Source organism: Lactobacillus selangorensis (assembly GCF_001437205.1).
GTDB lineage: Bacteria > Bacillota > Bacilli > Lactobacillales > Lactobacillaceae > Paralactobacillus > Paralactobacillus selangorensis.
Genome location: NZ_JQAZ01000004.1, coordinates 48,471 through 70,909, shown reverse-complemented (window position 1 = coordinate 70,909; position 22,439 = coordinate 48,471). Strand labels below are relative to the sequence as shown.

Genomic DNA, 22,439 nt, shown 5'->3' with positions numbered 1-22,439 from the left:
AGGAGTGAGCGTGCAGGATGGACACACAGAAGAGTTTCAGCCAGCCGGATGCCGGACATTTGTATTTAGTGCCGACACCGATTGGCAATTTGGAGGATATGACTTACCGTGCGGTCCGGACGCTCAAAGACGTCGACCTGATTGCGGCTGAAGATACACGACATACACAGCAGCTGCTGAATCATTTTGAGATTAGTACGCATCAGATCAGTTTTCACGAGCACAATTCACAGGCCCGCATTCCTGAACTGGTTGCGAAAATGCAGGCGGGTCAAGATATTGCTCAGGTGAGTGATGCAGGCATGCCGTCAATCAGCGATCCCGGACATGATTTAGTAATGGCTTGTATTGCGGCTAAAATTGCAGTGATTCCATTACCAGGTGCCAATGCCGGGATGACGGCCCTGATTGCTTCAGGATTGTCGCCGCAGCCGTTTTACTTCTGGGGCTTTCTGCCACGCAAGAAGGGCGATTTGGCAACCACATTAGATGAATTGGCCGATTTTCCGGAAACAATCATTTTTTATGAGGCCCCGCACCGGTTGAAGAAAACGCTGCAGGCTTTGGCCAAACATCTTGGCGGTGAACGTCAGATTGTTGTGTGCCGTGAACTGACTAAAAAATTTGAGGAATTCATTCGGGGCGATTTGAAACAAGTCGTGCAGTGGAGTACAGAAACTGAAATTCGGGGCGAGTTTGTTCTGATCGTCGAAGGCAGTCATGAGACCCATGCGGAATTAGACAACGATCTAGCGGCGCAGCCACTGCGGGTTCAAGTGGAAACTTGGATGGAGCGGGGCGAACGGACGAACGATGCTATCAAAAAGGTTGCTAAAGCAAACGGGTTGAAGCGCCAAGTCGTTTATGACGACTACCATCAGATTACAAAAGAGTAGAGAAAGTAGGAGAAACATGGCAGGTTTAAAATATCGTGAACAATATCGCATTCCGTATTTTGAAGCGGATGCCACTGGCGAAATGACCCTTTCATCAATGATCAACGTCATGGTGCTGGTGTCCGATCATCAGTCGGATGCTCTGGGAGTCGGCTTAGCGGTCATGAATGCCCATGATGTCGGCTGGGTCATCACACAGTATCACATGAATATCACGCGTTTTCCAAAGGTCGATGAAGTTGTGACGGTGACTACGGAAGCTACCAGTTACAACAAATATTTCTGCTACCGGCATTTTTGGATGCATGACAGTGATGGGAACGAACTGGCGAGTGTAGCAGGTACTTTTGTGATGATGAGTTTCAAGACGCGCCGGATGGTCAAAGTGATTCCAGAAATCATTCAGGCGTACCAATCGGATGAGATTAACGGCGTCGAAAAGTTTCCCCGTATTCCGCATTTGGATGCTAAAAAATCGACTGGCAAGAATTATCGGGTTCGTTATTTCGATATTGATTCGAACCGTCATGTCAATAATGTGCATTATTTCGACTGGATGCTCGATGCTTTGCGGCGTGATTTTTTGCTGACGCATAATGTCAAGACACTTGACATTCGTTATGAACGTGAGATTCATTATGGGGAAACCACTCAGAGTCAGGTTGAATTTGCCGATAGCCTGCGAACGCTGCATCGGATTCAAACCGGTGACACGACCAATGCCGAAGCGCAAATCGAATGGGCCGATCGGCCGGAACCGGAAAAAGTCGAGAATGAATAAAAATGGAATCAAAAAAACTGCTGGCACGCTGATTGAGGTGCAAGCAGTTTTTTGTAGTTAAGGCAGCAAATTATAATGAGCGAGTGTATCAGCCGATTCCAAGACGATTTGCGCATTATTCGTTATTGGGTGCCAGCCTAATAAAGCCTTGGCTTTTTGGTTACTGACGTTGCGATTCATTGTGGCCATTAAAAGTCCAGAACGGGCCTGCTGGTTAAAAGGGGCGGCGACTTTTAAAATCCAGTTCGGCAGGGTGTGGGTCGGAACCTTGCGGGCCATCTCCGGTCGAGCGGCTTTCAGTATGGCAGCCATTTCTGGCATTGAGATTTGACCATCGGCAGAAGCAATGAAACGCTGACCAGCAGCGGCGGGCATCGTCATGGCCCGAATGTGCAGATCAGCGACGGCCCGCACATCGACGAGATTTAAGGGAATGTCGGGAATCAGTTTCATCGAACCCTTTAAAAGGTTGGTCAAGATTTCAAAACTGCCAGACACATGGGCGTCGAGTGCCGGCCCCAGCATCGCGACTGGATTAACAGTTGCAAATTCAAAGGTCACTTCCGGCTGCTGAACGAATTCCCAAGCTTTCCGTTCGGCAATCAGCTTTGATTTTTCATAAATCGACAAGCCCGGTTCGTTTTCGTCGGTCCAATCGTTTTCAGTGGTGGGGCGCTTCGAAGTCGCTTTGCGGCTGAAGCCGACGCCGCCGAAGTTGGCTGTCATGACGACTCGTTTGATATTTTCCTGCTGGGCAAACTTTAAAATACGTAAGGTGCCTTCAACGGCTGGCCGAATGGCTTGTTCTTCATCGGTGATTTTGCCGAAGAAAACAGGCGCAGCGACACTCAAGACGTAATCACGGTCGTGCATCGCTTCTTTCCAGTTGGCGTCGTTCATCAGATCAGCCTCAATGAACGATAAACGGGTCAAATCGGTCAAGCCGGCGTTATGCATGGCCGTTTTGATCTGAGCTTGTTTGGCAAGGGAACGCATTGTCGTCCGGACATCATAGCCTTTCTGCAAGAGCTGGGCGATGATGTGCAGCGCTAGATAGCCGGTGCCGCCCGTTACTAATACTTTTTTTGTCATTATTTGGACCTCCGTTTTTTTTATGTTATCCTCACTTTAAAGCCTGAACCATGGTTTAGGTCAAGCTAAGGAGTGAAAAAAATGAAAACTTTTTCGATTGGAGAAGTGGCCGCCCATTTCGGCCTGCCGATTTCGACACTTCATTATTATGATCGGCAAGGTCTGCTGCCGTTTGTGTCGAAGAATACTTCTGGGCAACGTGAGTTTACGGCGGCCGACCTCAATCTGATTCAAACCATCTGCTGTCTGAAAGGCACTGAAATGCCGATTAAAGAAATCCGGCAGTATATCGATTATGTAATGGCCGGACCAGCGACGATTGCGGAGCGGCAGCAATTATTACGGCACCATAAGGAACGGGTGCTGGCAAAACAGCAGCAGATTGAACACGACTTGGTTGAAATCGACAAAAAGATTGCCAAATATGATTCGCCGGCTGCCCCACAAATGATTACTCGTGAACTGCAGTTTGCAGCGCATGAGAAAGAACAGCACCATTTAGCCAATCCGTACCACTAAAAAACGCTGCCCTTATTGGTCAGCGTTTGAGTGATTATGAAACTGCATTATCGAGAAAATGTTTGAGCTCATCGCCCTGTTTGCCGCCGCTAAGGCCGACTAACAGTTTGATGCGGGCTTTTTGTCCATTTAAGCCTTGGCAGAAGGTGATGCCCATCTTTTTCAGTTCGACACCGCCGCCTTCGTAATCATAGATGTCTTGGGCGATTCCATTGGGGCACCGTGAGACGAGAACGATCGGAATATGGCGGTCGAGCATCTTCTGAATGGCCGGCAGGGTCGCCGGCGGCAAATTGCCGGCACCTAATGCCTCGATAACTAGGCCATTCGTATCGGGCCGATCCAGCAATTCGAATTGTTCGCCATCCATCCCAGCGTAAGCTTTCAGCAAGAAGACGTGATCGACAACATGATCGATGGGGCAGACTTCCTGGTGCAGGAGTTTTTGAAAGAAACGGACTTTGCCTTTGGAAATCAAGCCAATGGGGCCGAATGTCGGCGTCCGGAAGGTGGCCACATTTGTCGTTTGGGTTTTAGTGACATAACGTGCCGTGTGGACTTCATCGTTCATAACGACTAAAACACCCATGCCGTAAGCTTCGTCACTGGCAGCCGCCCGAATGGCCGATTGAAAGTTATAGAGGCCGTCAGAGCCGATCTCATTGGCCGAACGCATGGCTCCAGTCAAGACTACCGGAATTGTGTTGGGTAAGGTTAAATCGAGAAAATAGGCGGTTTCCTCAAGGGTATCCGTCCCATGGGTGACCACTACACCATCAATGCCTTCTGCTTCGGCCTTCAGAATCCGGTCATGCAGTTTAAGCATCACTTTGGGCGTCATGTGCGGTGAAGGCAGATTCGAGAAATCTTCTGCCGTAACCGAAATTTCATCATTAAATGGCTGGTCGGTTTGCAGCAGCGGGTTATGGGCACTAGGTTCAATATTGCCGGCTTCATTTTGAGTCATCGAAATTGTGCCGCCGGTATGGAGCGCTAAAATATGTTTCACAGGTGTTCTTCCTCCTTAATAAAGTGATTCATTGGTTCTATCATACCAAAGTTAGCCTTAAAATGCCGTGTCATGGTGTAAAACTGGACACGTATGTTATAGTTGACAAGTACCAAATAAATATCGGAGTAGGAGATAGAGCGTTAAGTGCCGATGGAACGGAATATGAACATCGGACAAAGGGTATCACTTTGCCAGCCCGCGACTCTACCTCCGCATTCGCCGCATATTCTGTGGCGCACACTCCTTAAAGGAGATGGCGACCATGAAAACTGCATTATTAGGCAGTGGTCAAAAATTAACCACGCGTAAATTGACGTGGATGGCAATCCTGATGGCGTTGCAAATCGTTTTAGGCAAGCTCAGCTTCGGAACGAGTTTTGTTCAGGTCAGTCCAGGGTTTATTGCAACGGCACTTTTGGGGTATTACTTTGGTCCTTGGTGGGCCGGTTTGGCAGGCATCCTCACCGATCTTCTGTCGAACGGCTTGTTCGGAATCACTGGCGGAGGGCCGTTTTTCCTTGGATTTACGCTGTCCGTTTTTGTTGGCGGCTGGTTATACGGCCTCTTTTTATATCCCGAACACCATGATTGGCTGCGAATTATCTTGGCGGTCTTATTCGTCACGGTAATCGTCAACATTGGGCTCAACACTTTATGGGTGCACATGCTGTATCAAACCCCTTGGAAAGTGCTGTTTGGGATTCGATTGGTCAAGGATGCAATCGTTGCACCGATTCAGATCTTGATTTTAGGATTAGTGCTGCGGGCAATGGGGCGGTTGCATCTGAGTTTGGACCGCTGATCACAATTGAGATTGAAACTAGAAAGTTCGGGGCAACTCGGGCTTTTTTCGTTTTTGAAACGTGGTAAGATTATATTCAGAATACTTGATGAAAAAGTGAAAGAGATGAACAAACGGCAATGAATATCTTAGCAATGGATACTTCCAACCGCGCCTTAAGTGTTGCAGTCCTGTCCGATGACCGGATTCTGGCTGAAAAAACAACGGATGTTAACAAGAATCACAGCACCACTTTATTACCAGCAATCGATCAGATTTTGAAAGATTCCCATCTGACCAGTGATCAGATCGATCGGTTTGTCGTTGCCCAAGGACCTGGTTCGTATACTGGTCTGCGAATCGGTGTCACAACGGCCAAAACATTTGCATTTACTTTGCATAAAGAATTAGTCGGGGTTTCCAGCTTGGCTAGTCTGGCCGGCAATATCCGCCACACCAACGCTTTATTGGTGCCATTATTCGATGCTCGGCGGGATAACGTTTTTACCGGCGTTTACCAGCGGGATGATCACGGCCAATTGACAAATGTCGTCAGTGATAAACATGTACCAGTGGCTGCTTTGATTGCGCAATTGAAAATGCTAAATGAAGACATTATCTTTATCGGCACCGATGTAGCTCATTTTGCCGAACGGTTTCGGGCTGCTTTTGGGCAGCAGGCACATTTTGCCGATGATGAAGCGAATTTGCCGCATGCCAGCGAATTAGGTTTGCTGGGGGCGCAAAAGGAAGCTGTAAAGGATATCCATGCCTTCATTCCGCATTACTTGCGGCGGACGCAAGCAGAAAATGATTGGTTGAAGACACATTCTGATAAAGGACATCAACCCTATGTGGAAGAAGTTTAGACAAGCCTGGCACCATTTATTTCAACTCGACCGGGATGAGCTGCCGTTTCAGGCTCAGACGGTTCAGATCGGTCAGCAGGAGTTGAATCTGCGGCGGTTGGAACGACAAAATATTACAGCGCTCCTCGATTTGGAACGAGCGTGTTATGCTGGACTGACTCCTTGGGATCGCTTTGCCTTCATGGTCGAGCTCCGCAAACGACGCCAGTCCCTTTATTTGGCTTTATTTGATCATGATGAACGATTACTAGCGTTTGTCGGCTGCTGGTTTGTGGCAGCTGGCGAATCGCATATTACCAATATCGCCGTTGCACCGGAGCAGCAGAGCAAGGGATTCGGCACTTTTTTGCTGAACTTTATGATTGATTATGCCCGGACGCTGAAGTGCCGCAAAATGACATTGGAAGTTCGAGTCGATAATTCCGGCGCCCATCGTTTATATGAACGGCTTGGATTTACGGATGGCAATCTCAAAAAGGCTTATTATGTCGAAGACCATTCGGATGCACGTGATATGACATTAAATTTGAATTAGTGAGAAAAGGGAGAAGAAATGGAATCGAAACGAGAATTGATTTTGGCCTTTGAATCGAGTTGCGATGAAACTAGTGTTGCTGTCATTGAAGATGGCACCAAAATTTTATCGAATATTATTGCTACTCAAATCAATAGCCACAAACGGTTTGGCGGAGTCGTGCCCGAAGTCGCCAGCCGGCATCACGTTGAATATGTAACCCGCTGTACGGAAGATGCCATGAAAGCCGCCAATGTGACTTATGACGACTTAACGGCCGTTGCAGTCACTTATGGACCCGGACTGGTCGGCTCTTTGCTGATCGGAGTCACGGCTGCCAAAACGATCGCTTATGCACATCATTTGCCGCTGATTCCGGTCAATCATATGGCAGGGCATATTTATGCGGCGCGGTATGTGAAGCCGTTAGAGTACCCATTATTGGCTTTATTGGTCTCCGGCGGGCATACGGAATTGGTCTATATGAAAGCAGCCGGCGAGTTTGAAATCATCGGCGATACTCGTGACGATGCTGCGGGTGAAGCTTACGATAAAATCGGTCGTGTCTTGGGGATTCCATATCCAGCGGGCAAGGAAGTCGATCGTTTAGCCCACCTTGGTCATGATACGTTCAACTTTCCCCGTGCGATGATCCATGAAGACAATGATGATTTCAGTTTCTCTGGTCTGAAGAGTGCGTTTATCAATACGGTCCATCATGCCGATCAAATCGGTGAAAAATTGAGTCGTGAAGACTTAGCAGCCAGCTTTCAAGCGGCCGTAATCGATGTGCTGGTCACAAAGACAATTCGGGTTGCCAAACGGCTCGGCATCAAACAATTGGTCGTTGCCGGCGGGGTCGCTGCTAATCAGGGACTGCGGGAACGGCTGGCCCAAGTGGTCAAAGACGAACATCTCGACTTGGACGTCGTTTTTCCGCCGTTGCGATTATGTGGTGATAATGGGGCCATGGTCGGTGCTGCGGCCCACATCGAGCTGCAAAAAAAGCATTTTGCCGGTCTGGATCTGAACGCCGATCCGAGTTTGGAATTTGCGTATGCGGCGACTTATCAGCCTTAAAAAACAAAATTGGTCTGGATTGCAATCGTATGATTGGTCCAGACCTTTTTTAAAAGAATTGCAAAATAGGCATTGACACCGCTTTCAAAAATGCTATCATAATTTTTGTAAGAAGAATAACGCTGCTTATTAACAGCAGCAAAATATGGGAGAGAGAATTGTGGCAAAGAAAACAATTATGTTAGTTTGCGCAGCGGGGATGTCAACTAGTTTATTGGTTTCAAAGATGCAAAAGGCAGCAGAAGCTGATGGCGTGGACGCCGATATCTTTGCAACGGCCGCTTCAGAAGCCGATGCAGAATTCGCACAGAAAGATGTCGATGTCTTATTGCTTGGACCTCAGGTTCGTTTCATGGAAAGCCAGTTCAAGAAGAAGGCAGATGGTAAGTTCCCTGTCGAAGTCATTGATATGCGTGCTTACGGCACCATGGATGGTGAAAAAGTCTTGCAACAGGCTTTGAAGCTTTCTGATGCAGCCGCTAATTAAATTTGATCATTAAAAAGCAAAAAAGGCGTTTCGGGATTTTCCGAAACGCCTTTTTTGGGCTTATTGAGCCATCATATCTTCGAGTGCCAAGCTTTTTTCTTCCCATTGGGTTTCAATCTTTTCCGATTCAGCATTGGCGGCTTCGAGCTGATCCTGCAGGTCTTTGACTTTGGCAACATCCGAATAAACATCCGGTTGCGCCATTTGTTCCTGCAATTGCTGCGACTGCTGTTCCAAGTCGGTTAATTGTTGTTCGAGTTTATCGATCTCACGACGGAGTTTACGTTCCTCACGCTGCTGGGTTTTGCTGGCCTGGTAGTTGTCTTGGGCTGATTTTTGCGGGGCTTCGCTTGCTGGCTGCTGGCCGGCCGCTTTTTGGGCAGCGAATTCCTGTTCTTCGGCGTGTTTGTCAAGATAGTAATCATAATCCCCTAAGTAGCGTTTGCTGCCGTGCTCCGAAACGACCACGATTGAAGTCGCAATCTTGTTGATAAAGTAACGGTCATGCGAAACAAATAAAATTGTCCCATCGAAATCGAGCAGGGCCTGTTCCAGCACTTCCTTGCTGTCAATATCCAAATGGTTGGTCGGTTCATCGAGAACTAAGAAATTATCATGATCGAGTGCCAGTTTAGTGAGTGCCAAACGAGCTTTTTCACCACCGCTTAAGTTGGCGACGGGTTTTAAGACATCATCGCCCCGAAACAGGAAGCTGCCCAAAATGGAGCGAATATCGCGTTCGGGCATTGTCGGATGTTCATCCCAAACTTCATGGAGAATGTCTTTGTTGCGGTGCAATTGCTGCTGCTCCTGATCATAGTAACCAATTTGAACGCCGCTGCCGATTTTGGCACTGCCTTTCATAAACGGAATCTTGCCGAGAATACTCTTGAGCAGTGTCGATTTTCCAATCCCATTGGGACCGATAATGGCCTGTACATCGCCCTTTTGCACATCCAAGTTAATTGGTTCAGCCATAATATGGTCAGGTGAGTAACCAATCGCCGCATTTGTGACTTTGAGGACATCGTTGCCGCTTGGATGGTCGACTTTGAACTGCAGTCGGATTTCATTGGTGCCGCTCTTGGGTTTTTCCAATTTATCCATTTTTTCAAGTTGTTTGCGCCGGCTTTGGGCCTGCTTTGTTGTGGACGCGCGAACAATGTTTTTATCAACGAAGGTTTGCAGCTTTTGAATTTCGGCTTGCTGTTTTTCGTAAGCCTTCCATTCTTGGTCCAAACGAGCTTGTTTCTGTTTCAAAAAGGTGGTGTAGTTCCCGTTGTAATGTTCAGTACCACGACTGGATAATTCGTAAGTTTCGTTGACGACATGGTCTAAGAAGTAGCGGTCATGGGAAACCATCAGCAGGGCGCCTTGATAACCCTTGAGGTAGTTTTCCAACCAGGTCAGGGTGTCGATGTCCAAATGGTTGGTTGGTTCATCAAGAATTAAAACATCATTTTTTTCGAGTAATAATTTTGCGAGTGCTAAGCGTGACTTTTCACCCCCTGAAAGGGTATGAATCGGTTTCTGATAGGTTGGTTCGTCAAATTGGAAGCCATGCAGGACACTGCGGATTTCGGCTTCATAACCATAACCATTACGGGCACTGAAATCATGCTGGGCCTGGTCGTACTGGCTCAATAATTGCTGGTAAGCTGGTGAACTTTGATTGGCATCGGGAGCGCTGATTTGCTGTTCGAGGTCATGAATGTGCTGTTCTAGTTTTTGCAAAGGCGCAAAGACAGTCAGCATTTCATCATAAATAGTCCGTTCGGAATCAAGACCGGAATCCTGCGCCATATAAGCGATTCGAACACCTTTTCCGTAAATCACCTGGCCTTCATCAGGCGGGTCGATGCCGGCAATGATCTTCAGAAAAGTCGATTTGCCGACGCCGTTGGGTCCGACCAGCGCCACTCGGGCGTTGTTTTGGACTTCAAGCTGGGCGTTCTGGAAGAGATAATCGCCGCCGAAGCGACGAGCCACTTGCTGGGCTTGTAGTAAAATCACAACGTGTTCCTTCTTTCTGATTGTGTATTTTAAGTAAAAAACGAAATAAATGATTTGTTAATAGTATAACAGGTTTTGGAAAGGTGCTAAAATGGGTTTTGAGTGAGTGAATTTTATCCAATTTATCCGAACTCGTTGTATTCGGCTTATAAAACGTGTATTCTATAAAGATAGAAATATTTTCACAAGGGGAGATTAGTAAAATGGTACAGACGGTTATTCCTAAGGCAACGGCCAAACGCCTGCCACTTTATTATCGTTATTTGAATTTCTTATACAACGCAGGTAAGAAAAAAGTTTCATCGACGGAGCTGTCAGAGGTCGTCAAGGTGGATAGCGCAACGATCCGGCGCGATTTTTCTTATTTCGGTGCATTGGGGAAACGTGGCTATGGCTATGACGTTGAAACCTTATTAAACTTCTTTAAGAAAACATTGAATCAGGATCATTTAACGAACGTGGCGCTGGTTGGGGTTGGCAACTTGGGACATGCGTTACTGAATTATAATTTCCAGCAGACAAACAATATCCGGATCAGTGCCGCTTTTGATGTCAATCCTGAGATCGCCGGCACGATTCAAAGCGGTGTGCCCGTTTATGCGATGGATGACATGGTGAATCAGCTCAAGATTCAGCAGATTGATATTGTAATTCTGACTGTTCCGGCAGAAGATGCGCAGGCCGTTTCCGAACAGTTGATCCAAGCAGGAATTAAAGGCATCATGAATTTCACGCCGATGCGGATTTCACTGCCAGCCAATGTCCGTGTTCAAAATGTGGATTTAGCAAATGAATTGCAAACTTTGATCTACTTTCTAGATCACTATTCAAAAAAAGATAAGCTGCACCATTTACAGAGTTCATAATCAGCAAGGTCCGAAGCAAGCCGTTTCGGATCTTTTTTTGTGCTGTGAGAGGCTTTAGCACTCTTTTTTTTAATTGCTAAAAAAGTGGCCAAAAGGCTTGCAATTCACATTGAGTGTGTTATTATCATTTATGAACTTAGCACAAGGAAGTTACGAGTGCTAAGTTAATTGATCTAGAAAAATGGAGGGACATTAAAGTGTTAAAACCATTAGGTGATCGTGTCATTATTGAAGTAGAAGAACCAAAAGAAGAAACAGTCGGCGGTATCGTCTTAGCAAACAATGCCAAGCAAAAGCCACAATCAGGTAAAATCGTTGCAGTTGGCAACGGTAATGTTACCGCTGATGGTAAAACCATTCCCATGAACGTAAAGGTCGGCGATGTTGTCGTTTATGACAAGTATGCCGGTTCAGAAGTTACTTATGATGAAAAGAAATACCTCGTTCTCCATGAAAAAGATTTAATGGCGATCGAAGACTAATTAGAGTGTGCAAAAACACGTTTCCGTTAAAATTTTAATTTGAGGTGAAAAATATATGGCAGCAAAAGATATTAAATTCTCAGATGACGCGCGCAACTCCTTGTTACGTGGTGTTGATAAATTAGCAGATACAGTTAAAACAACTTTAGGACCGAAAGGCCGCAACGTTGTTTTGGAAAAATCATATGGTTCACCCGAAATCACCAATGATGGGGTAACAATTGCCAAGAACATCGAACTCCCAGATCATTTTGAAAACATGGGTTCCAAGCTTGTTTCGGAAGTTGCTTCCAAGACAAACGATGTTGCCGGTGATGGGACAACTACAGCGACAGTTTTAGCACAGTCTATCATCCGTGAAGGGATGAAGAACGTTACAGCTGGTGCCAACCCCGTTGGTATTCGTCGTGGGATCGAAGAAGCCACACAAGCAGCTGTTGATGAATTACACAAGCAGTCGCATGAAGTGAAGAACAAAGATGAAATTGCACAAGTTGCTGCTGTTTCATCAGCCAGTGAAGAAACGGGTAAGTTGATCGCCGATGCCATGGAAAAAGTTGGTAATGACGGTGTGATCACAATTGAAGAATCCAAAGGGATCGACACTGAATTAAATGTTGTCGAAGGGATGCAGTTCGATCGTGGCTATTTGTCACAATACATGGTGACTGATCAAGACAAGATGGAAGCCGACCTCGACAATCCATACATCTTAATCACAGATAAGAAGATTTCCAACATTCAGGATATCTTGCCATTGCTGCAGCAAATCGTTCAGCAAGGTCGTTCACTGTTGATCATTGCGGACGATGTCTCCGGTGAAGCACTCCCAACCCTTGTTTTGAACAAGATTCGTGGGACCTTCAACGTGGTTGCAGTTAAGGCACCTGGCTTTGGCGATCGTCGTAAGGCTCAATTACAAGATATCGCTGTTTTAACCGGCGGTACTGTTATCAGTGCTGATCTTGGTCTTGAATTAAAGGACACAACCATTGATCAATTAGGTCAAGCTGGCAAAGTTACAGTTACAAAGGACAACACAACGATTGTTGAAGGTTCCGGTAGCAAAGATGCCATCGATGCCCGTGTTCAGGAAATCAAAGGTCAGATTGCTGCAACAACATCCGACTTTGACAAGGAAAAGCTGCAAGAACGTTTGGCTAAATTAGCCGGCGGTGTTGCTGTTATCCGTGTCGGTGCTGCCACTGAAACTGAATTGAAAGAACGCAAGTATCGGATTGAAGATGCTTTGAACGCCACACGTGCTGCCGTCGCTGAAGGCTACGTTGCTGGTGGTGGGACTGCCTTAGTCGACGTCATTCCAGCAGTGGATGCTTTGAAGGAAAGCGGCGATGTTCAGACAGGGATCGACATCGTTCGTCGGGCCCTTGAATCACCAGTTCGTCAGATCGCTGAAAACGCTGGTTTGGAAGGCTCTGTCATTGTTGAAAAGCTCAAGGGTCAGAAGCAGGGCATTGGGTTCAATGCGGCAACTGATACTTGGGAAGACATGGTTAAGGCCGGCATCATCGACCCAACCAAAGTTACTCGTTCCGCTTTGCAGAACGCTGCCAGTGTATCAGCCTTGATCTTAACGACCGAAGCTGTCGTTGCTGACGAACCAGACGATGATAAGAATAACGCTGCACCTGCAGCCGGTGCCGGTGCACAACCAGGCATGGGCGGCATGATGTAATGAAATAGAATGTGTTTAAAAAGATGGGAAAAGTCATTTTTCCCATCTTTTTTTAGTTAAAACTGGCATTTTAACCGGCCGACTTGGTAAAATAAGGCAAAGACTAAAGGAGCTGATCAAATGAAATTAGTCGCAAATCCGATTCGTGTCAGCGCAAGCTTGCACAAAATGATTCCTAAAACAATTGATTATTTATATGGCAAACATGCGATCAAATATTTCCAGATGTATACGGTGGGCAGTACGCATGTTTATTATGTCGATGCTTTTACCAGAATCGATATTATCATGACCAACGAGAAACGCCGGATTTCACAGGAACAGATCGATTTTGTTGTCGATAAGCTGCTTCATGAAAAGAGCGACGCAGCTGCACTCAATGTCGACCATGTGGCCAAAAGTGAAATCGAAACGCACATCCATCGGCATCTCAAGGTCAACGATATCGTCATCATCGAGAAACCAGTCACGACGGACCAGGCTCAGTAGCAAACAGGGGGAACCCCCCTGTTTTTTTGTGCTTAAAATTGCTACAATAGGAAGGGATTCAGTTTAAACAGAATAAGGGGAAAATTATGCGGATACTTTTTGTTGGTGACGTCGTTGGTCAAATGGGACAGGAAATGATTCATGAATACCTGCCACGGCTCAAACAGCGTTACAAGCCGCAAGTCACCATTGTGAACGGCGAAAATGCCACACTGGTCGGCAAAGGCATTACGAAGAAGATTTACAAGGGCCTGCTCCAGGATGGTGCCGATGTTGTCACGATGGGCAACCACACGTGGGACAATCAGGAAATTTTAGATTTTATCGATCAGACGCACAAACTGGTGCGGCCCGCTAATTTTCCAGAAGGAACGCCTGGCCGTGGTTTCACAGTGGTCAACGTCAACCAGCAAAAGTTGGCCGTGATCAATCTGCAGGGGCGGGTGTTCCTGAATGATCTCGATGACCCATTCCGAAAGGCGGATGCGCTATTAACGGAGCTCCTCAAGCAAACGGATTATATTTTTATCGATTTCCATGCCGAAACGACCAGTGAAAAAATGGCGTTTGCCCGGTATGTGGATGGACGGGCTTCGGCAGTGGTCGGCACGCATACGCATGTGCAGACGAGTGATGCCCGTATTCTGCCGCAAGGAACCGCCTATTTGACGGATGCCGGCATGACCGGCCCTTATGATGGGGTACTGGGGACGAAATACGAAAAGGTGATCCAACGGTTTCTGACGCAGCGTCCCGTTCGTTTCGAAGTGGAAACGGACGGCGGCGGCCAGCTCGATGGGTGTGTCGTTGACTTAAGCGATAAATCAGGTCGGGCCCGCCAGATCAAATCGTTCCAGATCAATCCGGATCATCCCTTTATGAATGACTAATAAATCAAACACGAAGCTTGGCAGCGGGTCTGTCAGGCTTCGTTCTTGCTTAAAGTATGTATTTTAAAAAAGGAGGCCGCCATGGCAGCAAAGAAAAAGCAGACTCCGATGATGGTCCAATACCAGCAGATCAAGGACCAGTATCCGGACGCATTTTTATTTTATCGAATCGGTGATTTTTATGAATTATTCAACGATGATGCGATCAAGGGGTCGCAGTTGCTGGAATTAACACTGACGGCACGGAACAAGAGTGTCGACAATCCGATTCCGATGTGCGGCGTGCCGCACCATGCCGTTCAGAATTATATCGATATTCTGATCGACAAAGGCTACAAAGTGGCCATCTGCGAACAGCTTGAGGATCCCCGCAAGGCGACTGGGATGGTCAAACGGGACGTGATTCAGCTGATCACACCTGGGACAATTATTGACGAAAAAGCTGGCAGTGCCAAAGAGAACAACTACTTAACGGCGGTGGTCAAAGATGGGGACGATTATGGGTTTGCCTACACCGATTTGTCGACCGGCGAAATGAAGGTCAGCCGGCTCGATCGGCTTGATGCCGTCATCAATGAAATGATGAGTCTCCAGACCAAAGAAGTCGTCGTCAGTCATGAATTTCCGGCCGCAACGGTTAAGCGTTTCGCAGAGATGAATATTCTCGTTTCTTACGAAGACGAAGTCACTGTTCAGTCCGAAGTCAGTTTTGTGACCCAGCACATCGCTGATGCCCTCGAAAAAAGGGTGCTCGAACAACTGCTGACGTATTTGATTGCCACCCAAAAACGGAGCTTGGCACACTTACAACCAGCGGTCGAATATGAACCGTCGCAGTTTTTGAAGCTCGACCATTCGGCTCAGCGCAATTTGGAATTAACACAATCACTGAGCACAGGGCACAAAAGCGGCACCTTACTATGGCTGCTCGATGAAACCAAAACGGCGATGGGCGGCCGGTTGCTGAAGCAATGGCTCGAACGGCCGCTGCTTAACATTCGTCAAATTGAACGCCGCCAAGATAAAGTGGCCGCATTATTGAAACACTATTTCGAACGGTCCGAACTGCAGACCAATTTGACTAAAGTCTATGATCTTGAACGTCTGGCCGGACGCGTCGCATTCGGCAGTGTTAATGGCCGGGACTTGATTCAGCTGAAGACGTCGCTGGAACAGATTCCGAAGATCAAAGATACTTTGTTGAAGATCAACGAAACCAAAGCATTCGATGATGTACTTGATCATCTTGATCCTGTCGATGATATTCGGGACTTGATTGCACGTGCCATTGTGGATGAACCGCCGCTGTCCGTCAAAGAAGGCGGTGTGATTCGCGATGGCTACAATGAGCAATTGGATCAATACCGGGATGCAATGCAAAACGGCAAGCAATGGATTGCTGCTTTGGAAACAAGCGAACGTGAGAAGACTGGCATTCACAACCTTAAAATCGGTTATAACCATGTTTTCGGCTATTATATCGAAGTGACTAAGTCGAATTTGGCGCAAGTGCCCGAAGCACGTTACACCCGCAAGCAGACGCTGACCAATGCCGAACGATTCAGCACGCCGGAATTGAAAGAAAAAGAGCAGCTGATTTTGGAGGCACAGGATAAATCGACGGCCCTTGAATACGATTTATTTGCCGAGATTCGGGAACAAGTCAAACAGCAAATTCAGCGCCTGCAGAAATTGGCACAAGGGGTGGCCGCCCTCGACGTTCTGCAGAGCTTTTCTGTTGTCAGTGAAAATGACCATTATGTGCGGCCGAAATTGGTGGCCCATAAACACGATATTGAGATCGTTAACGGCCGCCATCCAGTGGTTGAACGTGTCCTTGGCCAGCAGAAGTATATTCCTAATTCGGTGACGATGCCGAAAGACACCAATATCCTGCTGATCACAGGGCCAAACATGTCAGGAAAGAGTACCTACATGCGGCAATTGGCACTGACGGTTATCATGGCGCAGATGGGGTGCTTCGTTCCGGCGGATCAGGCCACGATGCCCGTTTTCGATCAGATTTTCACCCGAATCGGAGCCGCCGATGATCTGATTTCCGGCGAAAGTACCTTTATGGTCGAAATGATGGAAGCCAATGCGGCCTTAAGCCATGCCACGGCCAACAGTCTGATTTTATTTGATGAAATTGGGCGGGGGACGGCGACTTACGACGGGATGGCACTCGCTCAGGCGATTATCGAATTCATTCATGACCATGTCCATGCCAAAACCTTGTTTTCGACGCATTACCATGAACTGACGGCTTTAGAGGACCACCTGCCGGAACTGAAAAATGTGCATGTCGGTGCAATCGAAAAAAATGGCGAATTGATTTTCCTGCATAAAATGATGCCGGGACCGGCTGATAAGTCGTACGGGATTCATGTGGCCAAATTAGCAGGTTTACCCGATTCACTCTTGAAACGAGCTGATCAGGTCTTACAAAAGCTCGAAAAACAAGGGGCTGAACTTGAACAGCAGCAAGAAACTGCACCAGCATCCGCAAGCCCGCAGCCAGCCGTGATTGCCGAATCGAATGCTGGCGACGAACAGCAGCTGTCCTTATTCGGCGAACCGGAGCAACCAGTCAAGTCGCTTGATAAAGCCTCGCAAACAGTTCTCAAACAGATCAAACAGGTCAATTTGATGAATGAAACACCGATGGATGCGATGAACTTGTTAAATGAATTACAGCAGCAGTTAATGAAGTAAGCCTAGAAAGGGGACGAACAACATGGCAAAGATCCATGAACTTTCGGAAGCACTCAGTAATCAGATTGCAGCCGGCGAAGTTATCGAACGGCCGGCTTCGGTCGTCAAAGAACTGGTCGAAAATGCGATCGATGCCCATGCGACACAAATCGATATTCGGATCGTTAAAGCCGGTCTGGATACGATTCAAGTGACCGATAATGGGGACGGAATCGAACAAGATGATGTCGATACGGCCTTTAAACGTCATGCGACCAGCAAGATCCACGACCGCAACGACTTGTTTCGGGTCCGTTCCTTAGGGTTTCGGGGTGAAGCCTTAGCCAGTATTGCTAGTGTGGCTGATGTGACTTTAGAAACATCCACTGGCGAAGTCGGCACTGCCGTCCATATCAAAGGCGGCGACATTCTCGATCAGCATTTGGAAGCCGTCCGCAAGGGGACCGCTCTCACGGTGCGGGACTTGTTTTACAACACGCCGGCCCGGTTAAAATACGTCAAATCGTATCAAACCGAATTGGCGCATATTGTCGATATCGTCAACCGGTTGGCAATGGGGCATCCCCAAATTGCCTTCACGTTGAAAAATGAACATGGCGTGCAGCTGAAAACCGCCGGCACCGGTGATTTGCAGCAAACAATCGCCGGCATTTATGGGGTCAGCGTTGCTCAGAAACTTTTGCCCGTCCATGGGGAAACGCCTGATTTCGAGCTGGATGGTTATGTGTCACTGCCGGAATTGACCAGAGCTTCACGGCAGTACATTTCACTGTTGATCAACGGTCGTTATGTCAAGAATACCCAGCTGAATAAAGCCATCATCGCCGGTTATGGTTCTAAATTGATGGTCGGCCGTTATCCAGTTGTAATCCTCAATTTGCAGATGGACCCGTTGTTGGTCGATGTCAACGTTCATCCAACAAAACGGGAGGTGCGGCTTAGCAAAGAAGCTGACTTGGCCAAGCTGATTCAAGCGACAATTCGTACGAAACTGGCCCAGCAGAATCTGATTCCCGATGCGTTGCGGAATCAGCAGCAGAAAAAAACGGCTAATCATATTGATTTGGAACAGCTGCAGATGAATCTCAATCAGATTAGCAGCCAGCAGCAGTCATATTCGAACAGCGGCATTGCCGAAGCGGCACCGCAGCCGTATCAAACCCAAGCACCTGCATCGCTGCCGGATGAAGCGGCCGATGACGGCCAGTCGATCTTCACGCAGCCGCAACGGTTGGCTGCCTGGGACGCTAAATATCAAACAGACGTCCCAGCGGTCCCATTTCCGAATGCCGACGATCAGCCTGCGGAAACGTCACCTGTCGAAACGGCCGAAACACAAGCCGCTGAATCACAACGTTTTCCGACCTTGCGCTATTTAGGGCAAGTGCATGGGACGTACCTTGTGGCGGAAGGACCTGATGGCTTCTACATGGTCGACCAGCATGCGGCTCAGGAACGAATCAACTACGAAAAATTTCGGGTCGCGATCGGCGAAGTCAGCCCTGACCAGCAAAATCTGCTGGTGCCGCTGGTGCTGGATTATCCGAATACCGATGCGATTCGGATTCGGGAACAACTGCCGCTGTTGGAAGCCGTTGGGATTCATCTCGAACCGTTTGGACAAAACAGCTTCGTGGTGCATAGTCATCCGACGTGGATGCAGCCGGGCCATGAAGAAAAACTGACCCGTGGGTTGATTGATGAATTATTGGCTGGACACAAATTGACGGTGGCCAGTTTTCGGGAGAAGACCGCCATCATGGCTAGCTGTAAACAGGCTATCAAAGCCAACCATCATCTTGATGATCAGCAGGCACGCGCATTGTTGGCTAAACTTGCGACAACCGAAGATCCGTTTAACTGTCCGCATGGGCGGCCAGTTTTGATTCATTTTTCGGCGCAGGACCTGCAAAAAATGTTCAAACGGATTCAAGATCCGCATGAGAGCTGGAACGGTGAAGAATAAGCGTTTTGAATGAAAGCCAGAGCAATCTGGCTTTTTATTTTGTGTATGTTAAAATGAAACAGCAAACATATGTACTGTAAAGTGGGTTAAAAAATGTATGAATATATGATTGGATTTATTACGATGGTCACACCGTACTATGTGGTTTTAGAAGTGGCAGGCGTGGGCTACCAGGTTCAAGTTGCCAATCCGTACCGTTATCAGGAAGATGCGGAGCACGAGGTTAAATTATTTATTTATCAGGCCGTCCGTGAAAATGAAATCACATTATTCGGCTTTTATGACCATGATGAAAAGCGATTATTCGAAAAGCTGATCGGCGTTTCCGGTATCGGGCCCAAGAGTGCTTTAGCTATCTTGGCCAATAACGACCATGCCGGTTTGATCAATGCAGTTGGGGCCGATGATGTCGCTTATCTGACGAAATTCCCAGGTGTCGGCAAAAAAACAGCCCAGCAGATTATTCTTGATCTGAAGGGCAAACTAGACGATTTGAACAGTCCTGAAATGGCTTTAGGCCAGCAGTCGCTGAACTTTATTCCGGAAAATGCATCGCAGAGCCTGAAGGAAAGTTTGGCGGCCCTGAGTGCTTTAGGATATTCGCAACGGGAGATTAAGGCGATCACACCGCAACTGAACGAGTTTCAGGCCGATACGACCGATGCCTATCTCCGTGAAGGTTTACGTTTATTGATGAAAAAGTAATGTGAGGAAGGAGGACGTGTGATGACTGATAAACGGCTTGTCGATGGCGGCAATACCGATTCGCATGAGGAAGCCGCCGAAAAGTCGCTGCGGCCGCAGACACTGGCCCAGTACATTGGGCAGGATCAGATTAAACACCAGTTGGCGGTCTACATCCAAGCGGCCAAAAAGCGGGAAGAATCCTTGGACCATGTGCTCCTGTATGGACCGCCTGGTTTAGGGAAAACCACTTTGGCAATGGTAATTGCCAATGAATTGGGTGTTCATATTCACACCACCAGCGGCCCGGCAATCGAACGCCCTGGTGATTTGGTGGCGATTCTGAATGAACTGCAAGCCGGCGATGTCCTCTTTATTGATGAAATCCACCGGCTGCCGAAGATCGTCGAAGAAACGTTGTATTCGGCCATGGAGGATTTCTACATTGACATTGTCATCGGACAAGGACCGACTGCCCATCCGGTTCACTTCCCACTGCCGCCGTTTACGCTGATCGGTGCGACGACACGAGCCGGACTTTTATCGGCGCCGCTGCGGGATCGGTTTGGGATTGTCGCCCATATGGCGTATTACACTGAAGCTGATTTGACAGACATCGTCGAACGGTCGGTCGATATTTTCGGGATGCAGATTTCCGAAGAAGGGGCGCATGAGATTGCCCGTCGTTCAAGAGGGACGCCCCGAGTGGCCAACCGTCTTTTAAAACGGGTCCGTGACTTTGCGGAAGTTTCTGATCAGGATGTCGTCGATGAGAAACTTGCAGCGAGTGCTTTGCAGCAGCTTCAGGTCGATGACCATGGTTTAGATAATGTCGACCGTAAATTATTGACGATGATGATTGATTATTACCATGGCGGGCCAGTCGGGCTGAATACGATTGCTGCCAATATCGGTGAAGAAACCGAAACGATTGCTTCGATGTATGAACCGTATTTGTTGCAAATCGGCTTTTTGAAACGAACGCCACGTGGTAGAATTGTGACCGAACAGGGCTACCGTCATCTTGGCCGCCCTTATCCTGCCAATCAACAATAAAGGAGTTATCAAAATGAGCTTAACAACGGAAGATTTTGACTATGAATTGCCGCATGAACTGATTGCCCAGACACCTTTACAAGAACGTGATGCCTCACGGATGCTGGTTTTGAATCACAAAACCGACCAGATGTGGGACAAACACTTTTATGACATTTTGGATTACTTAAATCCTGGCGATGCCGTCGTCATGAACGACACTCGTGTTATGCCGGCCCGTTTGTACGGGACCAAAGAAGGCACTGGCGCCCATATGGAAGTCTTGTTATTAAACAACACGCAGGGCGATGAATGGGAAACACTGATGAAACCAGCCCGCCGAGCACCAGTCGGGACTAAGATTGATTTTGGCGATGGCTTATTGTCGGCGACTGTGACCAAAGAATTGGAACACGGCGGCCGGATGATTGAATTTCATTATGACGGCATTTTTATGGAAATTCTCGAAAAATTAGGTGAAACACCGCTGCCGCCGTACATCAAAGAAAAGCTCGACGATCCTGAAATGTATCAGACCGTCTATGCCAAGGAAATGGGTTCTGCGGCCGCTCCGACTGCTGGCCTGCACTGGACGAAGGAATTGCTTCAAAAGGCACAGGATAAAGGTGTGAAACTCGTTTACCTGACCCTGCACGTTGGTCTAGGCACATTCCGGCCCGTTTCAGAGGCAAATATCGAAGATCACAAGATGCATAGTGAATTCTACCGCTTGACCCCTGAAGCTGCGCAGGAGCTGAATGAAGTCAAGGCGAACGGCGGCCGCATCATTGCAACCGGCACGACTTCGATTCGGACGCTCGAGACGATTGGCACCAAGTTTGACGGTGAAATCAAAGCCGACAGCGGCTGGACCGATATTTTCATCAAGCCGGGTTACCAGTGGAAAGTGGTCGATGCCTTCATCACTAATTTCCATCTACCTAAATCAACGCTGGTCATGCTGGTGGCCTCTTTCACCGGCCGTGATACAATTTTGAATGCTTATCAGCATGCTGTCGCTGAAAAGTACCGTTTCTTTAGTTTCGGCGATGCGATGTTTATTTATTAACGGATTTAAAAGGGAGAGCTACAGAAGTCGGGTTTTTGACTTCGTCGTAGCTCCCCTCGCAAGACCATCTAGGCATTTACCTAGCTTTGTAAAATCTAGTCAATGTCAGATGGTTACTGCGTTTCGCAAATTTATACTGTTAAAATAAAAATGACTCTTTAAATGCAATTTTTGCATTTAAAGAGTCATTTTTCGTGAAAGAGACACTTAGGTCACAGCCTCTTTTTAAATACTAAAAAACCACTAGGCTTCACACCAGAACCTAGCGGCTTTTAGAGTAGGAAGGTTTGAATCGGTCATGATCAACGACAACTTGTAAAGTCTTTACAGATTGATCGAAATCAGAAACTTTTTCAAAAACAATTGATCGATGGACTACTTTCACAAATAGAGGAGCTATGCTAAATTAACGTCCGCAGACGCTTCTGCAAGACTTTTCGAGAGAAAAAACTTTTAGAGTATTAACGAACTCTAGATCAATGGTTACTATCCACATGATAAAA

The 22,439-nt window shown here is 47.4% G+C and carries 21 protein-coding genes and 1 riboswitch; of the genes, 18 read left to right on the top strand and 3 right to left on the bottom strand.

The features are described from left to right. The first annotated feature begins 17 nt into the window (after window positions 1-17). Window positions 18-896, top strand: coding sequence for a 16S rRNA (cytidine(1402)-2'-O)-methyltransferase (gene rsmI / locus IV40_RS06335; protein ID WP_057769624.1), 879 nt, complete (start codon window positions 18-20; stop codon window positions 894-896). Between the two features lie 16 nt (window positions 897-912). Further along, the gene (locus IV40_RS06330) at window positions 913-1,677 is read left to right on the top strand and encodes an acyl-[acyl-carrier-protein] thioesterase (protein WP_057769622.1); all 765 of its coding nucleotides are present in this window, start codon (window positions 913-915) and stop codon (window positions 1,675-1,677) included. 57 nt (window positions 1,678-1,734) lie between these two features. Here IV40_RS06330 and IV40_RS06325 read toward each other — a convergent pair whose 3' ends face one another. Beyond that, entirely contained in the window at window positions 1,735-2,769 is a 1,035-nt protein-coding gene (locus IV40_RS06325) for an NAD-dependent epimerase/dehydratase family protein (RefSeq protein WP_057769619.1), read from the bottom strand. 81 nt (window positions 2,770-2,850) lie between these two features. On the opposite strand from IV40_RS06325, the gene IV40_RS06320 reads away from it, so the two are divergent. Then, window positions 2,851-3,288 (top strand): MerR family transcriptional regulator, encoded by a 438-nt coding sequence (locus IV40_RS06320; protein WP_057769617.1) that lies wholly within the window; start codon window positions 2,851-2,853, stop codon window positions 3,286-3,288. A gap of 34 nt (window positions 3,289-3,322) precedes the next feature. Here the strand turns inward: IV40_RS06320 and IV40_RS06315 are convergent, their stop codons facing one another. Continuing rightward, window positions 3,323-4,297, bottom strand: coding sequence for an asparaginase (locus IV40_RS06315; protein ID WP_057769615.1), 975 nt, complete (start codon window positions 4,295-4,297; stop codon window positions 3,323-3,325). A 122-nt stretch (window positions 4,298-4,419) separates the two neighbouring features. After that, window positions 4,420-4,524, top strand: a riboswitch (THF riboswitch). 38 nt (window positions 4,525-4,562) lie between these two features. Between IV40_RS06315 and IV40_RS06310 the strand changes: the two genes are divergently transcribed. The 5 genes from IV40_RS06310 (at window position 4,563) to IV40_RS06290 (ending at window position 8,031) form a co-directional block, all read left to right on the top strand. Further along, complete coding sequence (locus IV40_RS06310; protein WP_057769614.1) at window positions 4,563-5,102, top strand: folate family ECF transporter S component; 540 nt, start codon at window positions 4,563-4,565, stop codon at window positions 5,100-5,102. Between the two features lie 119 nt (window positions 5,103-5,221). Then, the gene (gene tsaB / locus IV40_RS06305; RefSeq protein WP_057769612.1) at window positions 5,222-5,950 is read left to right on the top strand and encodes a tRNA (adenosine(37)-N6)-threonylcarbamoyltransferase complex dimerization subunit type 1 TsaB; all 729 of its coding nucleotides are present in this window, start codon (window positions 5,222-5,224) and stop codon (window positions 5,948-5,950) included. Further along, the gene (gene rimI, locus IV40_RS06300; RefSeq protein WP_057769610.1) at window positions 5,934-6,485 is read left to right on the top strand and encodes a ribosomal protein S18-alanine N-acetyltransferase; all 552 of its coding nucleotides are present in this window, start codon (window positions 5,934-5,936) and stop codon (window positions 6,483-6,485) included. Before tsaB ends, rimI begins: the two co-directional genes overlap by 17 nt. An 18-nt stretch (window positions 6,486-6,503) precedes the next feature. Beyond that, window positions 6,504-7,544 carry a tRNA (adenosine(37)-N6)-threonylcarbamoyltransferase complex transferase subunit TsaD gene (tsaD, locus tag IV40_RS06295; protein WP_057769609.1) on the top strand — a complete coding sequence of 347 codons (1,041 nt, stop codon included), beginning with the start codon at window positions 6,504-6,506 and terminating at the stop codon, window positions 7,542-7,544. Window positions 7,545-7,704: 160 nt separating this feature from the next. Next, a complete protein-coding gene (locus IV40_RS06290; protein ID WP_057769607.1) occupies window positions 7,705-8,031 on the top strand; it encodes a PTS sugar transporter subunit IIB in 327 nt (108 codons plus the stop codon). A 60-nt stretch (window positions 8,032-8,091) separates the two neighbouring features. On the opposite strand, the gene IV40_RS06285 is transcribed toward IV40_RS06290, so the two are convergent. Next, on the bottom strand, window positions 8,092-10,044 hold the full coding sequence (locus IV40_RS06285; RefSeq protein WP_057769605.1) for an ABC-F family ATP-binding cassette domain-containing protein: 1,953 nt from the start codon (window positions 10,042-10,044) through the stop codon (window positions 8,092-8,094). A 203-nt stretch (window positions 10,045-10,247) separates the two neighbouring features. Between IV40_RS06285 and IV40_RS06280 the strand changes: the two genes are divergently transcribed. From IV40_RS06280 to queA, 10 genes are all read left to right on the top strand, one after another. Beyond that, on the top strand, window positions 10,248-10,910 hold the full coding sequence (locus IV40_RS06280) for a redox-sensing transcriptional repressor Rex (protein WP_057769603.1): 663 nt from the start codon (window positions 10,248-10,250) through the stop codon (window positions 10,908-10,910). 197 nt (window positions 10,911-11,107) lie between these two features. Then, window positions 11,108-11,392, top strand: a complete 285-nt coding sequence (gene groES / locus IV40_RS06275; protein WP_057769601.1) for a co-chaperone GroES — start codon at window positions 11,108-11,110, stop codon at window positions 11,390-11,392. A 55-nt stretch (window positions 11,393-11,447) separates the two neighbouring features. Continuing rightward, the gene (gene groL, locus IV40_RS06270; RefSeq protein WP_057769599.1) at window positions 11,448-13,088 is read left to right on the top strand and encodes a chaperonin GroEL; all 1,641 of its coding nucleotides are present in this window, start codon (window positions 11,448-11,450) and stop codon (window positions 13,086-13,088) included. A gap of 120 nt (window positions 13,089-13,208) precedes the next feature. Continuing rightward, window positions 13,209-13,577 (top strand): DUF1827 family protein, encoded by a 369-nt coding sequence (locus tag IV40_RS06265; RefSeq protein ID WP_057769596.1) that lies wholly within the window; start codon window positions 13,209-13,211, stop codon window positions 13,575-13,577. Between the two features lie 86 nt (window positions 13,578-13,663). Continuing rightward, entirely contained in the window at window positions 13,664-14,467 is an 804-nt protein-coding gene (locus IV40_RS06260; protein ID WP_057769593.1) for a TIGR00282 family metallophosphoesterase, read from the top strand. A gap of 81 nt (window positions 14,468-14,548) precedes the next feature. Beyond that, on the top strand, window positions 14,549-17,182 hold the full coding sequence (gene mutS, locus IV40_RS06255) for a DNA mismatch repair protein MutS (RefSeq protein ID WP_057769591.1): 2,634 nt from the start codon (window positions 14,549-14,551) through the stop codon (window positions 17,180-17,182). A 22-nt stretch (window positions 17,183-17,204) separates the two neighbouring features. Further along, window positions 17,205-19,148 carry a DNA mismatch repair endonuclease MutL gene (mutL, locus tag IV40_RS06250; RefSeq protein WP_057769588.1) on the top strand — a complete coding sequence of 648 codons (1,944 nt, stop codon included), beginning with the start codon at window positions 17,205-17,207 and terminating at the stop codon, window positions 19,146-19,148. A gap of 93 nt (window positions 19,149-19,241) precedes the next feature. Further along, window positions 19,242-19,853 (top strand): Holliday junction branch migration protein RuvA, encoded by a 612-nt coding sequence (ruvA, locus tag IV40_RS06245; protein ID WP_057769585.1) that lies wholly within the window; start codon window positions 19,242-19,244, stop codon window positions 19,851-19,853. 21 nt (window positions 19,854-19,874) lie between these two features. Next, window positions 19,875-20,888, top strand: coding sequence for a Holliday junction branch migration DNA helicase RuvB (ruvB, locus tag IV40_RS06240; protein ID WP_057769583.1), 1,014 nt, complete (start codon window positions 19,875-19,877; stop codon window positions 20,886-20,888). A 13-nt stretch (window positions 20,889-20,901) separates the two neighbouring features. Beyond that, entirely contained in the window at window positions 20,902-21,936 is a 1,035-nt protein-coding gene (queA, locus tag IV40_RS06235) for a tRNA preQ1(34) S-adenosylmethionine ribosyltransferase-isomerase QueA (protein WP_057769581.1), read from the top strand. The last annotated feature ends 503 nt before the right edge of the window (window positions 21,937-22,439 follow it).